21 protein-coding genes are annotated in these 12,747 nt (G+C 44.7%); 16 read left to right on the top strand and 5 right to left on the bottom strand.

Annotated features, from left to right (window positions below; genetic code table 11):
* On the top strand, nucleotides 1–1,283 hold a 1,283-nt coding region (locus AAFP11_RS22865), incomplete at its 5' end, for an ATP-binding protein (RefSeq protein WP_341739104.1).
* Between the two features lie 104 nt (nucleotides 1,284–1,387).
* Nucleotides 1,388–1,966: a Uma2 family endonuclease gene (locus AAFP11_RS22870; protein ID WP_341739105.1), complete on the top strand. Its 579-nt coding sequence runs from the start codon at nucleotides 1,388–1,390 to the stop codon at nucleotides 1,964–1,966.
* A gap of 141 nt (nucleotides 1,967–2,107) precedes the next feature.
* On the opposite strand, the gene AAFP11_RS22875 is transcribed toward AAFP11_RS22870, so the two are convergent.
* Nucleotides 2,108–2,464, bottom strand: coding sequence for a type II toxin-antitoxin system PemK/MazF family toxin (locus AAFP11_RS22875; RefSeq protein WP_341739106.1), 357 nt, complete (start codon nucleotides 2,462–2,464; stop codon nucleotides 2,108–2,110).
* A complete protein-coding gene (locus AAFP11_RS22880) occupies nucleotides 2,461–2,688 on the bottom strand; it encodes a hypothetical protein (RefSeq protein WP_341739107.1) in 228 nt (75 codons plus the stop codon). Before AAFP11_RS22880 ends, AAFP11_RS22875 begins: the two co-directional genes overlap by 4 nt.
* Before the next feature lie 174 nt (nucleotides 2,689–2,862).
* On the opposite strand from AAFP11_RS22880, the gene AAFP11_RS22885 reads away from it, so the two are divergent.
* The 14 genes from AAFP11_RS22885 to AAFP11_RS22950 all read left to right on the top strand — a co-directional run bounded on the left by AAFP11_RS22885 (nucleotide 2,863) and on the right by AAFP11_RS22950 (nucleotide 9,223).
* Nucleotides 2,863–3,063: a type II toxin-antitoxin system VapB family antitoxin gene (locus AAFP11_RS22885; RefSeq protein WP_341739108.1), complete on the top strand. Its 201-nt coding sequence runs from the start codon at nucleotides 2,863–2,865 to the stop codon at nucleotides 3,061–3,063.
* A gap of 181 nt (nucleotides 3,064–3,244) precedes the next feature.
* Nucleotides 3,245–3,475 carry a DUF433 domain-containing protein gene (locus AAFP11_RS22890; protein WP_006634608.1) on the top strand — a complete coding sequence of 77 codons (231 nt, stop codon included), beginning with the start codon at nucleotides 3,245–3,247 and terminating at the stop codon, nucleotides 3,473–3,475.
* Nucleotides 3,472–3,804, top strand: a complete 333-nt coding sequence (locus AAFP11_RS22895; protein WP_341739109.1) for a DUF5615 family PIN-like protein — start codon at nucleotides 3,472–3,474, stop codon at nucleotides 3,802–3,804. The genes AAFP11_RS22890 and AAFP11_RS22895 overlap by 4 nt, the downstream gene beginning before the upstream one ends.
* Nucleotides 3,805–4,078: 274 nt before the next feature.
* Nucleotides 4,079–4,570: a hypothetical protein gene (locus AAFP11_RS22900; RefSeq protein ID WP_341739110.1), complete on the top strand. Its 492-nt coding sequence runs from the start codon at nucleotides 4,079–4,081 to the stop codon at nucleotides 4,568–4,570.
* A 51-nt stretch (nucleotides 4,571–4,621) separates the two neighbouring features.
* Complete coding sequence (locus AAFP11_RS22905) at nucleotides 4,622–4,840, top strand: hypothetical protein (protein ID WP_341739111.1); 219 nt, start codon at nucleotides 4,622–4,624, stop codon at nucleotides 4,838–4,840.
* Between the two features lie 257 nt (nucleotides 4,841–5,097).
* Complete coding sequence (locus AAFP11_RS22910; RefSeq protein ID WP_341739112.1) at nucleotides 5,098–5,274, top strand: hypothetical protein; 177 nt, start codon at nucleotides 5,098–5,100, stop codon at nucleotides 5,272–5,274.
* Entirely contained in the window at nucleotides 5,274–5,516 is a 243-nt protein-coding gene (locus AAFP11_RS22915) for a hypothetical protein (protein WP_341739113.1), read from the top strand. Before AAFP11_RS22910 ends, AAFP11_RS22915 begins: the two co-directional genes overlap by 1 nt.
* Nucleotides 5,517–5,662: 146 nt before the next feature.
* The gene (locus AAFP11_RS22920; protein WP_341739114.1) at nucleotides 5,663–5,884 is read left to right on the top strand and encodes a hypothetical protein; all 222 of its coding nucleotides are present in this window, start codon (nucleotides 5,663–5,665) and stop codon (nucleotides 5,882–5,884) included.
* The gene (locus AAFP11_RS22925; RefSeq protein WP_341739115.1) at nucleotides 5,877–6,170 is read left to right on the top strand and encodes a hypothetical protein; all 294 of its coding nucleotides are present in this window, start codon (nucleotides 5,877–5,879) and stop codon (nucleotides 6,168–6,170) included. Before AAFP11_RS22920 ends, AAFP11_RS22925 begins: the two co-directional genes overlap by 8 nt.
* A 17-nt stretch (nucleotides 6,171–6,187) precedes the next feature.
* On the top strand, nucleotides 6,188–6,742 hold the full coding sequence (locus AAFP11_RS22930) for a Fic family protein (protein ID WP_341739126.1): 555 nt from the start codon (nucleotides 6,188–6,190) through the stop codon (nucleotides 6,740–6,742).
* A 207-nt stretch (nucleotides 6,743–6,949) separates the two neighbouring features.
* Nucleotides 6,950–7,171 (top strand): hypothetical protein, encoded by a 222-nt coding sequence (locus AAFP11_RS22935; protein ID WP_333353752.1) that lies wholly within the window; start codon nucleotides 6,950–6,952, stop codon nucleotides 7,169–7,171.
* The gene (locus tag AAFP11_RS22940) at nucleotides 7,164–7,586 is read left to right on the top strand and encodes an aspartyl protease family protein (protein WP_341739116.1); all 423 of its coding nucleotides are present in this window, start codon (nucleotides 7,164–7,166) and stop codon (nucleotides 7,584–7,586) included. The genes AAFP11_RS22935 and AAFP11_RS22940 overlap by 8 nt, the downstream gene beginning before the upstream one ends.
* A 219-nt stretch (nucleotides 7,587–7,805) precedes the next feature.
* Nucleotides 7,806–8,747, top strand: a complete 942-nt coding sequence (locus tag AAFP11_RS22945) for a Fic family protein (protein ID WP_341739117.1) — start codon at nucleotides 7,806–7,808, stop codon at nucleotides 8,745–8,747.
* A 233-nt stretch (nucleotides 8,748–8,980) separates the two neighbouring features.
* Nucleotides 8,981–9,223 (top strand): hypothetical protein, encoded by a 243-nt coding sequence (locus AAFP11_RS22950; RefSeq protein ID WP_096829645.1) that lies wholly within the window; start codon nucleotides 8,981–8,983, stop codon nucleotides 9,221–9,223.
* Between the two features lie 567 nt (nucleotides 9,224–9,790).
* On the opposite strand, the gene AAFP11_RS22955 is transcribed toward AAFP11_RS22950, so the two are convergent.
* From AAFP11_RS22955 to AAFP11_RS22965, 3 genes are all read right to left on the bottom strand, one after another.
* Nucleotides 9,791–10,708: an NAD(+) kinase gene (locus AAFP11_RS22955; protein WP_341739118.1), complete on the bottom strand. Its 918-nt coding sequence runs from the start codon at nucleotides 10,706–10,708 to the stop codon at nucleotides 9,791–9,793.
* 310 nt (nucleotides 10,709–11,018) lie between these two features.
* Nucleotides 11,019–11,996: an NmrA family NAD(P)-binding protein gene (locus tag AAFP11_RS22960; RefSeq protein WP_340517486.1), complete on the bottom strand. Its 978-nt coding sequence runs from the start codon at nucleotides 11,994–11,996 to the stop codon at nucleotides 11,019–11,021.
* Between the two features lie 411 nt (nucleotides 11,997–12,407).
* A complete protein-coding gene (locus AAFP11_RS22965; protein WP_340517484.1) occupies nucleotides 12,408–12,512 on the bottom strand; it encodes a PetM family cytochrome b6-f complex subunit 7 in 105 nt (34 codons plus the stop codon).
* Nucleotides 12,513–12,747 lie beyond the last annotated feature (235 nt).

The raw sequence follows: 12,747 nt of genomic DNA on the forward strand, positions 1-12,747 counted from the left end.
TAAGTTCTTGGCGAAGTGAGGCGCGAGTCTATTTGCCACCGGAGCTCCAGCCACCACCAAAACAAGAAATGGAGGTGGGACAAGGAATTGAAGAAACCTTGCGGCAATGGGCACAAACTTCACCTCGCCCTTTAGCAATCTTCATCGATGAAATTGATTCGCTCCAAAATGAAGTATTGCTGTCCGTTTTGCGTCAGTTACGCAATGGTTATCCCTCTCGTCCTCGTGCGTTTCCGCAATCGGTGGGCTTAATCGGTTTGCGGGATGTTCGCGATTACAAAGTGGCTGCCGGTGGTAGCGATCGCCTCAATACATCCAGTCCGTTTAATATTAAAGTGCGATCGATTACGCTCAGAAATTTTAATGCCTCAGAAGTCGCAGAACTCTACGGGCAACATACCCAAGATACCGGACAAGTTTTTACACCAGAAGCCGTAGCGTTAGCTTTTGAATTAACTCAGGGACAACCTTGGTTGGTGAATGCTTTAGCTAAAGAAATCGTCGAAGAATTAGTAACAGATGAATCTAGAGAAATTACACCTGAACATATTTTAGAAGCCAAAGAAATTATCATCAAACGCCAGGATACACATTTGGATAGTTTGGCAGAACGACTCAGAGAAAACCGAGTCAAAGCCATTATCGAGCCCATACTAGCCGGACAAGAATTGCCAGAATCTTCTAATGACGATCGGCAATATCTCGTCGATTTGGGCTTGCTCAAACGCGATCCAGCCGGGGGTTTAGTCATCGCCAATCCGATTTATCGAGAAGTGTTGCCACGAGTTTTGGCGCAAGGCCCGCAAGATAGTTTACCGATGATCAGTCCGAGTTGGTTGAATCCTCGCGGTGAACTGATGACCGAAGCACTCCTGCAAGCGTTTCTCGGCTTTTGGCTGCAACATGGCGAACCCTTACTCAAAAGTGCGTCTTACCCTGAAATTGCGCCACATTTGGTGGTGATGGCGTTTCTACATCGGGTGATTAATGGTGGCGGAACGTTGGAGAGAGAATATGCGATCGGACGAGACAGGATGGATTTATGTTTGCGTTATGGTGAAGTCACATTAGGCATTGAACTGAAAGTTTGGCGGACTCGGAAAGTCGATCCGTTGAGTAAAGGGTTGGAACAGTTAGATGGGTATTTGGCTCGATTGGGACAAGATGAGGGGTGGTTGGTTATATTCGATCGCAGAGATAATGCACTCGAATTAGAAGAACGACTGAAAACTGAAATTCAGACTAGCCCAATGGGTCGGTTAATTACAGTGATTCGTGCGTGAAGCAGTTGCGATCGATGTGTTGATTTTGGCGCTCGCCCAGGGTGTGCGATCGACTCTAATCTCAAATATAATAAAAATAGTTTTTTTTTAATTAGGAGATTGTTATGATTGCAGCTAGAGAGGAAAAGCGGTACTTTACGCCTGAAGAGTATTTTGCTTGGGAGGAGCAACAATTAGAAAAACATGAGCTAATCGATGGTCGCGTGTATGCGATGAGTGGGGGGACTAGAAATCACAGTGATATCGCGGGAAACTTTTTAACGATGATCAAGCCCCATCTGCGGGGTAGTGGTTGTAAAACATACAATTCTGACTGCCGTGTAAATATCCTCAATACTCGCAACTATACCTATCCCGATCTGAGTGTCACTTGCGATCGGCGAGATAATTCTAGCCCTCAATATATTACCTATCCCTGTTTGATTGTTGAGGTTTTATCGGATAGTACCGAGGCTTACGATCGCGGCAAGAAGTTTGAAAAATATCGCCACAACCCGAATTTGGTTGATTATGTGTTGGTGAGTTCGGATGAGATGGCGATCGATATGTATCACAGAAATGATGCGGGGGATTGGTTGATTCTGAGCTATCGAGCGGGCGATCGCGTTGAGCTTAAAAGTATTGGGTTGAGTTTGCCGATCGAGCAATTCTATGAAGAAATTGTTTTCGAGCAGCAATCTTGAATTTATTATGCTTAAGTAATGCAGTCTAATCGGGGGGAGTGAGAAGAGGTTGACATACATTATTAAGCTGCGGTATTATTCCATTAAATTCAGTATTATCGCAAATGTTTGTGTAGTGGCTGTAATTGCTGCTATTTATCGTTAACTAAAGCCAAATACTTGCTTAATCGCCCCATCAACCCTAGCCAAATCCTCCGCACTTAACTGTCCACGTACCCTTACCAGCCGTTGCTGATGGTCGATCGGACGAGTCTGTAAACAATCCGCTATAGATCGTTTCGTCAGTCCATTCATCGCCGATGGCTCTAAATCAATATTCGTCGAGATGCGCGCCTTTTTCTCATTCCATTCTGTAATCGGCACAACCTGAATCACAGGCACACGGGCATTGTAAACATCATTCGTCACAATGATACAAGGCCGAACCTTCCCCGTTTCAGAACCTCTCGTTGGTTCCAAATCAACATCAATAATCTGCCCGCGCCACAAATTATTCATTCTGGCCAACCCGCGATCGCGCTATTCGTCAAAGCCTGCAAATCGGCATCCTCCCCATAAACTTCCGTATATAAATCCGCCGACATCTCCAACGAATCTAACTCCTGCTGCAACTTCCCCAGCGCCACCCGAATTAATTCATCCCGATCCTGAAAACCGTACTGCTGCGATCGTTGCACAAATGCCCACAACGACTCATCTAAATTAAACTGCGCTTGCACCATAAAAACACCTCTTCCAAACGCGATACTCCCTAGTATAGCACCCTCTCCAATTCACTCTTTGCGATCTCTGAGAAGTCCCGTACTGAGTGTGTGAAATTTCTGTCAATTTTTACGATGGGCGATCGCTTATAATCGGGTGAAAGCGCGATCGATAAGACTCACCCCAAAATACCTATGAAAACTACGATCGAAATCGATAACTCCCTCATCACTAATCCGCTCCACGCGACTGGACTCACAGCACAACAAGAAGTTGTCGAACTGGCCCTGAACCTGCTGATCCAAATGAAAAACCAACAGAACCTCCGGGCGCTACGGGGTAAACTCGCCTGGGATGGCGACCTCGATCGCATGAGAACGGATACGGAACAATAGTAAGCCCATGATTATTGTTGATTCCAGCGTCTGGATTGACTACTTTAACGGACAATCCACCCCACAAACCGATTGCCTTGACCAACTCCTCACCACCCAACCGATCGCGATCGGCAACCTTGATCGTCTTGGACTGAAATCTGTTCTCTAAACTGGTCTGCTAAAAATCCCATATCAAACTATGAACTACCGAAACCACATCACGATCGAAGCAAATAAACGCGGTGGTAAGCCTTGTGTACGCGGCTTGCGAATTACGGTTTATGAAGTGCTTGAGTACCTGGCTTCCGAGATGACCGAAGCAGAAATTCTTGACGATTTTCCCGATTTGACACGAGAAGATTTAAAAGCTTGTATAGCTTATGCTGCTGACCGTGAGCGTCGGTTTATGACCGCTACCTTATCCGCATGAAATTACTTTTTGATGAAAACTTGTCGCCCAAGTTGCCGAATCGTTTGAGCGATGTTTTTCCTAATTCGCTTCACGTTCGAGATGTGGGCATGAAAGCAACGATCGACCCAATAGTTTGGGATTATGCAAAAGATAATGATTTGATGATTGTCTCGAAAGACGCGGATATGCACGACCTGAGCTTAGTATTTGGGAATCCACCGAAAGTTATTTGGCTTTGCCTTGGCAACTGTTCGACATTGCAAGTTGAAAATTTGCTGCGTCGGGATTTTAAGGCGATCGAATTATTTTATGAAGACGAGACTTTATCGCTGCTTGCTTTATCATAATGTAATCTAAAATATAATAAAAATAGCTTTTTTCGGTACGACGGCTCATATGTTTGAGCCGAAGCGTGCGGCGAACTTGCTGTAGGAAAGGAGATTCTGATGGGGAGTAAGAAGGAGTTGACATACATCGTCAATCTGCGGTATTATACGGCTATACTCAGTATTGTACCGCAACTGCGATACAATTATAAGTTAGCTGGCTTCAGTTGCGGGTGACGGCATTTTAAACATCACTTGCTGGTTATGAGTTAAGTGACGTTGATGAGGAATTGTAGTGAGTTCAGATGAATTGGAACAAGTAATTTCAATAAGCAATGAATCATCTTTAGATACTGCTCGTTATCTGCATGGACATGCTTATCAAAGAATTGTGTGGTACCGCTCCGAGTTGTGGAAAATCTCGACTTTGTTATGGACTGCGTTTGCAGGTTTTTTGCTAGCAGCTTGGCAGGCAGCGTCAGTGATCAAGAGTAGACACGGTTTACTCGCTGTTGCAGTCTTCTCGCTTGGAAGCTTAACAATCTGGCTTTATGAGCGATATTTAAGAACAATTTTTCCAGCAATCGAGTATTGTAATCAGCTTACTCAGAAACGTGAAATTGAACTCTGTAGGATAGCAAAGCTAGACACCTCTGAGGGATTTAGAACCCAAGACTGTGATTATGGTGTTTGGCGAGCTACAAAACCACCGCTACAGTTTCTGTTTACTTTCATTTCGATGCTTGTATTAGCGATGGTATCTTTGGGTATCGCAATCAGTGGTTAAAAGGTACTCGGTAGGTAATAATCGAGAAAAATACATCTCTAGTAAACAGTTATGACTGAATTACTCGAACAAGCGATCGCCCGATTAAAAACCTTACCTCCTAACGATCAAAATGCGATCGCAACCCTGATTCTGAAAGAACTCGAAGATGATCAGCGGTGGGATGAGGCATTTGCGCGCTCCCCGGATTTGCTGGCTAAACTTGCAGCCGCGGCAATGGCTGAATATCATGCGGGCAAAACTCAGGAATTAGATCCAGAAACATTGTGAAGTCTCGTACAACCGTTCAATTTCGTCAAATGTTTGCTGAACTACCAGAACAGATTCAGGATCAGACTCGCAAGGCATATCGGCAATTCAAGCAAGATCCCACATATCCCAGTTTGCGGTTCAAGAAAGTTCATCCCAAACTGCCAATTTACTCTGCACGAAAATAGAACCCCATTCCAACAACAGTAAAGTAAACTGATGAGTTAATTTGAACTCGGAACAGTTAAAATAAACAGTAGGTGGAGTGAGTGACCGAAATGCCAACTACTGCTCAGTTAGAGAGTTTATATCGCGTCAGCTATCAGTTGACGTTCATCATGTTGCAACCGATTCATCTGGTTTGTATCGATCGTCGTACTCGAAACGTATACGTTCTAGCTGGATATGGTGAAGACCTTGAGTTTGAAATTGTACCGAATGGGGAGGTATTCTGATGAGCCAAGTGAATTTTGAGGCTATGAGCGATGCCGAATTGAGACGGTTCTTTCTGGAAAATCGCCAAGATCGAGCTGCTTGTCAGGCATATTTAGACAGGTTCAGTCAGCGTCCGAAATCAATCATTGCAAGCCCAAGTGATCCCGATTTTGACGCAAAAATTCAGGCCGCAATTCGGCAGAAATTAGAATCATCGCCTAGTAGCCAGCCAGCTAGCAGCACAGTGGAGCGGACGGAATAGAGTCACCTTGGAGATGATTCGGAAGCTCGATCGCGAGTTTGACCTACAGAAAATTGGTAGAATCAATAGACACGCTGCGATCGCGCCCATGCAACAAGCTAGTAGATCCAATCTTTTCGCCAAACCTCAAACGAGGAGATTTTCAAATGCCATTGACTGAACTTATGTCACAAGTCCAGGAACTTTCAAAAATTGACAAGCTGCGGCTGATACAGTTTTTGGCAACAGAACTGGTCAAAGAAGAAGATGCAACAAACTTTTTTGTTGCCGATCGAGAGTATCCGGTCTGGTCGCCTTACAATTGCTCTGAGGCTGCCAATGTTTTAATGAATCTTCTGGCAACAAAACAACAAGAACAGAATGATTGACGCTCAGAGATTTCCCTACAAAATCATTGACAGCAGTCTTGGCATGGTCGATCGAATGCCGTATCTGCCATTGAAACTCAGCCTGAACGATCGATCCTTGAACGTTGAGGGCTTATTAGATACAGGCGCAAGCGTTAATGTTTTGCCCTACGAGTTAGGACTACAACTGGGCTTAGTCTGGGAAAATGAGACACTCTCAGTCGTATTGGCTGGGAATTTGGCTCGATTTGAAGCCCGCGCAGTCGTTGTAAACGCTCGAGGGCGATCGATTATATTGAAAATTTAGCCCAAAAAGATACGGAGATTAATGAATGGGAAATTAAGCAAATTCACAATCTTATTCTTCGCAAAATTAACCCGGACGAAGCGGGTAGTTATCGCACTCTGGACGTGATGGCGGCGGGAACGAACTATCGTTATCCTGCCCATTATTTACTATCTCAATTAATGGGAGATTTTGCGAGTTGGCTGAATTCAGAATCTGCCTTAAATCTCCATCCAGTTGAATATGTAAGTATCGCTCATTATCGGTTTGTTTCGATTCATCCTTTTCGGGATGGGAATGGTCGAACGGCTAGGTTATTAATGAATTTACTTTTAATCCGTGCTGGCTATCCGATTGTGGTGATTGACAACCAAATCCGCAATAATTATATTAATGCTTTGGCATATGGGCAACAAAACCAAGATGATTTAAGCCAGTTGTTTGCATTGATTTTTGATGCTACGATTAGTTCGCTTGTGGAAGTTTTAAGATTATTGGTGACTGCAAGTAGCAGCAGGGGAAAGGGACAGGCTTTTTATCAGGAGATTACTGATTTTCTCGATCGCAGCCGTGATTTAGGGAATGGGGAATAGGTAATGGGTGGGATGTTAAACACAAATGTTCGATCGCACCAACGCTATCTCACAAACGCTGCCTCACCTTGGAGATGATTCGGAATCTCGATCGCGAGTTTGACCGACAGAAAATTGGTAGAATCAATAGATACGCTGCGATCGCGCCCATGCAACAAGCTAGTAGATCCAATCTTTTCACCTAACCTCAAACGAGGAGATTTTCAAATGCCATTGACTGAACTTATGTCACAAGTCCAGGAACTTTCAAAAATTGACAAGCTGCGGCTGATGCAGTTTCTGGCAACAGAACTGGTCAAAGAAGAAGATGCAACAAACTTTTTTGTTGCCGATCGAGAGTATCCGGTCTGGTCGCCTTACAATTGCTCTGAGGCTGCCAATGTTTTAATGAATCTTCTGGCAACAAAACAACAAGAACAGAATGATTGACGCTCAGAGATTTCCCTACAAAATCATTGACAGCAGTCTTGGCATGGTCGATCGAATGCCGTATCTGCCATTGAAACTCAGCCTGAACGATCGATCCTTGAACGTTGAGGGCTTATTAGATACAGGCGCAAGCGTTAATGTTTTGCCCTACGAGTTAGGACTACAACTGGGCTTAGTCTGGGAAAATGAGACACTCTCAGTCGTATTGGCTGGGAATTTGGCTCGATTTGAAGCCCGCGCAGTCGTTGTAAACGCTCGAGTTAGCTCATTCCCAACGCTTAACCTGGCATTTGCCTGGACACAAGCAACCAATGTACCTTTGATTTTGGGGCAAGCTAATTTCTTCTTCGAGTTTGAGGTCTGTTTCTTCCGGGCGCGTTCAGAATTTGAAATCCGTCCTAAGCAGAGTGAATAGAAATGAAGACACTCCCACTATACCCTTATCTCGCAAACGCTGCCTGATTTTGGAGATGATTCGGAAGCTCGATCGAGAGCTTGACAAATCAGAAAATTGGTAGAATCAATAGATACGCTGCGATCGCGCAAGGTCGAAGAACGATCGAGTGATTCGGGGATTTTGTCAGGAGTTGGGGATTGAGGTGCCGTTTTAGGGAATGGGGGAGTATTTTCAAAGATGTCTACTCAACTATATGAGAAATTCATTCAAAAGGTAATTATTTTAGGTAAACAAAAGGAATTTTCATTAACCTCTGCGATCGACAACTATTTAATGATGAATTATCGGCTTAAATTAGAACGAATCGATAAACTAAAAGCTTGGTTAGATGGGTTTAGACCGTTCGATTCCACCCTCGTCGCCGAACTCAAAAAGCTCTATGATGTTCGCTTTACTTATAACTCAAATGCCATTGAGGGTAATACTTTAACCCAAAGTGAAACGGAATTAGTTTTAACGAAGGGCATTACTGTGGGGGGCAAAACCCTTGACGAACATTTAGAAGTTATTGGACATAAGGAGGCGATCGATTATATTGAAAATTTAGCCCAAAAAGATACGGAGATTAATGAATGGGAAATTAAGCAAATTCACAATCTGATTCTCCGCAAAATTAACCCGGAGGAAGCGGGTAGTTATCGCACTCTGGATGTAATGGCGGCAGGAACTAACTATCGTTATCCTCCCCATTATTTACTCTCTCAATTAATGGGGGATTTTGCGATATGGCTCAACTCGGAATCTGCTTTAAGGCTCCATCCAGTCGAATATGCGACTATGGCTCATTATCGTTTTGTTTCTATCCATCCTTTTCGGGATGGGAATGGTCGAACGGCTAGGTTATTAATGAATTTACTTTTAATCCGTGCTGGCTATCCGATTGTGGTGATTGACAACCAAATCCGCAATGATTATATTAATGCTTTGGCTTATGGGCAACAAAACCAAGATGATTTAAGCCAGTTGTTTGCATTGATTTTTGATGCTACGATTAGTTCGCTTGTGGAAGTTTTAAGATTGTTGGTGACTGCAAGTAGCAGCAGGGGAAAGGGACAGGCTTTTTATCAGGAGATTACTGATTTTCTCGATCGCAGCGGTGGTTTAGGGAATGGGGAATAGGTAATGGGTGGGATGTTAAACAAAAATGTTCCTGCGTACTAACGCTATCTCGCAAACGCTGCCTCACCTTGGAGATGATTCGGAATCTCGATCGAGACCTTGACAAATCAGAAAATTGGTAGAATAAATAGATACCCTGCGATCGCGCACTCATGCAACAAGCTAGTAGATCCAAAAAAAAGATGTTTGTGTAAATCGTTAAAATAGTACCAAAACCAACCAAAGAGAAACCCATGTTAACCCTAGAAATGGCAATCCAAAAAATCCAACATTTTCCCCCAAATCAACTCGAAAAGATTTTTGAATATATCGAATTTCTTGAGTTTCAAGCCAATAAAAAAACCTTTGAGCCGATTGATACAAAGTCACAGAAAATATCTTTTACACAAGCAGCCCAAGAGTTTGTTGGTTGTTTAGATAGCGATCTCGAAGATCTTTCCCACAATTCCCAATACCTAAAAGGCTTCGGAGAATGATGAGTAACCCCATTATTTTAGATCCTGGAGCACCGGAATTATTAGTAGACCAAATTAGGAGACGGCAGTGCCCATAGGTGTCAACTTAAGCTCAAACCCAGTCACAGATTGCTGGCAAGACTATTAAATCTAGATCCCCCCTAGCCCCCCTTAAGAAGGGGGGGACAGGAGTCTTTTCAAAGTCCCCCTTGTTAAGGGGGATTTAGGGGGATCTAGACTTGGGATAAAACCCATATTTCTCAAGAGTTTCAGCCTTAATAAATGTCGTTTTTACCATAGTCCAGATCCCCCTAAATCCCCACCCCCCCCTAGCCCCCCCACCCCCCCCTGCCCCCCCCAAGGGGGGATGGGGGAAGGGGGACTTTGAGTAAGTTCTTGTCCCCCCCTTCTTAAGGGGGGCTAGGGGGGATCTAGGCTTAACAGTCAAACAGCATTCTGTGACTGGGTTTGACGTTAAGTTGACACCTATGGGCACTGCCGTCTCCTCTATATTATTTCGGTGTTACCGGAATTAATATCACTAAAAAACCCGTGCATTCGCGCCGGGGGGAGTGTCAACAACAACTATCAAGGCAACTCAACCGAACTGGGTTTAGCAATGTGAGGTAATCCCCAACCCAATTTTTCCCGCAAAACGTGGAAAAACTCAGGAGGTTGTACCCGAACAAAACGGGCCTGGTACGGAGCTTTTTCGACTTGCACCCAATCCTCCGGCCGAACATAACAGCCGCCATTTCCGTCTACCACCATGACTAAACGGTTCGGACTCGCGGGCAAAATCTTCACAGGTTCTGTATTGGAAAACACCAAAGCCCGCGAAGCCATAGAATGGGGACAAAGAGGCACTAACTGCAATACTGGGACTCCCGGAATAATTACAGGCCCGCCCGCAGACAGCGCGTAAGCAGTCGATCCTGTGGGAGTGGAGATAATTATCCCATCGGCGGCAATGTCCACAGAAGCGTGTTGCCCGATCGCCACTTCAAAATGACACATACAAGTCAGCGGTTCCCGGTGCAGCACCATTTCATTCAAACACAGTGCTTCCCAGAGGCAGTCATTGTCGCGAAACAACCGTACTGCTAGCATTGACCTTTCTTCGATTTCGTATTCTCCCGCCAGCACCTTCTCTAAGGCTTGTGGCAGCAAGTTAAGGTAAGTTTCGGTCAAAAAACCCATATGACCAGTATTGACCGTCAGCAGTGGCACTCCGATGGGAGCGACTTGGCGAAATGCCGACAGCACAGTACCGTCGCCACCCAAAACCACTGCAAACTCCATGTCGCTGTCAAAACCGGGGGGGACGAGTTGGTCGATCGGAGTATGACACATGGGGCGATCGGGACTAGAATAGCCCAGAATTCCCCCAGAACCGGAAACCGCGCAGACATCCCAGCCGATCGCCGTCAGTTGTTCTTTCAACTCTTGGGCGATGCGACAAGATACAGGTTTAACGTCGTTATATATAATCCCAGCTTTCGGCACGATCGACTACCCCGCCCTACTATCATCAAGGACGAAAAATACGTCCTTTTTATTTGATAGACATCGCAAGAATTGCCAATCTTGAACAGGCAAGATGCCTGTTCCACAATAAATATGGTCGGAGTCTAATAAATTGGAGAGTTCCAAAGTTCGGGTTGAATATAGTTTTAATATGGCGCGTCTTGTTACCATCTTGAAATTTTTAATCACGTAGATTTTGCAGCTTGTGGCGGCATCGAACCGCCACAAATTACCGAAATTTAATCCCAAAACTCAGCAATTTGAGTCCTATAAATGGAGTATAAGCTGATTAAAACGTAAAAGGCATTTTTTGTTTACCCCGTTTTTTAGTTTTAAGCTGCTCGTACTCTATTTCCTTGAGCTTCTTGGTAATCAGACTAAAGTATTCTTCCAGATAAGATTCCAAAGTAGTAGTTTCTTTGGGGTCTATTCCGAAGACACTGTAAACTTCATCCATCGGAGCTTTCAAGGGTTTTCCGGCGGCCAAAACTTCGGAAAAAGCCAATCTGTCAGCTATGTTCCAACTCCACTGAAAGAACTGAGCAAATTGACGAGTAGCCTTCAACAAAGCATCTGGGGTGCGGGTGATTTTGGCTTGTTTGCCAGATAAGCGTTCGCATAGGCGCACAATTTCTTCTGCATCCCAAGCGCGAGGGCCCACCAGAGGAAAGCTTTTTTTCTCAGTTTCGGGAACGGAAAGGGCTCGGACTGCAAATTTCGCCACATCCTGAGTGTTCATGTAGGCCAGGGCTGAGGGCTTGTTGGGCAACCAAACTCCCTGACTATCTAAAATCGGCATGGCGTATAGGCTGAGCAGTCCTTGCAAAAATCCACAGGGCCTCAAGATGGTGTAATCGAGACCGGACTCTGCTAAAAATAGCTCCGTACAGCGCTTAATTTCCAATAAGGGGACTTGGGGATATTTCTCGGCGTCGAGAAACGAAAAGAAGATGTAACGCTTGACTCCTGCTGCTACTGCTGCTTGAATCAGCGATACTTTTCCGTCCCAGTCTACTCTTTTGATGCTTACAGAATCGGCAGCGCTAGCTGTGGCTGCATCGATGATAGCTGTTACCCCGGATAGCGCTGAAGTCAGGCTATCTGGCTGGCAAAGGTTTCCGGGTACGAGTTCGGCACCCCATTCTTTCAAAAATGCAGCTTTTCTGTAACTTCTTACTAGGCAACGCACCTGGTAGCCCTCGTCTAGGGCACGGCGGGCTATTTGGCGGCCGAGTGTGCCGGTGGCACCTAAAATCAATAAAGTCATCTAGGGATTAATTATGAATCTTAAACTTTCTATAGGATTGTATCAGGTCTTTGTTAATTTTGTTATAAAAACTTAACAAAAACCTGAACTTTTCTCATTTTGGCGTTGAGACCTTCGGCAGAAGGCTGGCTTTCTGATCGCTCGATCCCCGTAGGGACTAAGGCCAAGCCTATTGGTGTCAACTTAAGCCTAAAAGCCATATAAATGTAGCTTTTAGGCAAAGTCTAGATCCCCCTAAATCCCCCTTAAGAAGGGGGACTTTGAAAAGACTCTTGTCCCCCCCTTCTTAAGGGGGGCTAGGGGGGATCTAAGTTTAATAGTCAAACAGCAGTCTGTGACTGGGTTTAACGTTAAGTTGACACTAATGGGCTCTTGGAGTGTCCCTACTTTATAAGGTGTAATTGAAAAAACTTATTCTTCGCCGCCTTGGAGTTTGAGCAGGAGGAAGCCTCCACCGATACCGACAAAAATTAGGGAAAAGGACAACAAGGCTGCATTTAAAATTTCAGGATTCATGATTTTAGATGTCTAGTTGGACGATCGCATTCAATAAAGATAGTATAATTTGGGGCAACGAGCTACAGGAATGCTAAAATTTCAGTGCGGAAAATGTTCTAGATTTCTGGAGAAAAATGCCTTGAGTCTCGATCGAGGATTGAAACTAGCTCTAACTCTGGGAGATCCGGCAGGAATTGGGCCGGAAGTGATTCTCAAGGCTTTGGCCGATCCCGTAGAGGCTTGTGGGGTGTGG

It is taken from the genome of Microcoleus sp. CAWBG640, from assembly GCF_020883015.1.
GTDB classification, from domain to species: domain Bacteria; phylum Cyanobacteriota; class Cyanobacteriia; order Cyanobacteriales; family Microcoleaceae; genus Microcoleus; species Microcoleus anatoxicus.

Bases quoted from the DNA above. Each gene is read 5' to 3' on its own strand.
- AAFP11_RS22925 (WP_341739115.1), top strand. From the start codon at position 5,877: ATGATTGACGCTCAGAGATTTCCCTACAAAATCATTGACAGCAGTCTT.
- AAFP11_RS22870 (WP_341739105.1), top strand. From the start codon at position 1,388: ATGATTGCAGCTAGAGAGGAAAAGCGGTACTTTACGCCTGAAGAGTAT.
- AAFP11_RS22940 (WP_341739116.1), top strand. From the start codon at position 7,164: ATGATTGACGCTCAGAGATTTCCCTACAAAATCATTGACAGCAGTCTT.
- AAFP11_RS22885 (WP_341739108.1), top strand. From the start codon at position 2,863: ATGAAAACTACGATCGAAATCGATAACTCCCTCATCACTAATCCGCTC.
- AAFP11_RS22915 (WP_341739113.1), top strand. From the start codon at position 5,274: ATGAGCCAAGTGAATTTTGAGGCTATGAGCGATGCCGAATTGAGACGG.
- AAFP11_RS22895 (WP_341739109.1), top strand. From the start codon at position 3,472: ATGAAATTACTTTTTGATGAAAACTTGTCGCCCAAGTTGCCGAATCGT.
- AAFP11_RS22910 (WP_341739112.1), top strand. From the start codon at position 5,098: ATGCCAACTACTGCTCAGTTAGAGAGTTTATATCGCGTCAGCTATCAG.
- AAFP11_RS22950 (WP_096829645.1), top strand. From the start codon at position 8,981: ATGTTAACCCTAGAAATGGCAATCCAAAAAATCCAACATTTTCCCCCA.
- AAFP11_RS22935 (WP_333353752.1), top strand. From the start codon at position 6,950: ATGCCATTGACTGAACTTATGTCACAAGTCCAGGAACTTTCAAAAATT.
- AAFP11_RS22880 (WP_341739107.1), bottom strand. From the start codon at position 2,688: ATGGTGCAAGCGCAGTTTAATTTAGATGAGTCGTTGTGGGCATTTGTG.
- AAFP11_RS22890 (WP_006634608.1), top strand. From the start codon at position 3,245: ATGAACTACCGAAACCACATCACGATCGAAGCAAATAAACGCGGTGGT.
- AAFP11_RS22945 (WP_341739117.1), top strand. From the start codon at position 7,806: ATGTCTACTCAACTATATGAGAAATTCATTCAAAAGGTAATTATTTTA.
- AAFP11_RS22960 (WP_340517486.1), bottom strand. From the start codon at position 11,996: ATGACTTTATTGATTTTAGGTGCCACCGGCACACTCGGCCGCCAAATA.
- AAFP11_RS22920 (WP_341739114.1), top strand. From the start codon at position 5,663: ATGCCATTGACTGAACTTATGTCACAAGTCCAGGAACTTTCAAAAATT.
- AAFP11_RS22965 (WP_340517484.1), bottom strand. From the start codon at position 12,512: ATGAATCCTGAAATTTTAAATGCAGCCTTGTTGTCCTTTTCCCTAATT.
- AAFP11_RS22875 (WP_341739106.1), bottom strand. From the start codon at position 2,464: ATGAATAATTTGTGGCGCGGGCAGATTATTGATGTTGATTTGGAACCA.
- AAFP11_RS22905 (WP_341739111.1), top strand. From the start codon at position 4,622: ATGACTGAATTACTCGAACAAGCGATCGCCCGATTAAAAACCTTACCT.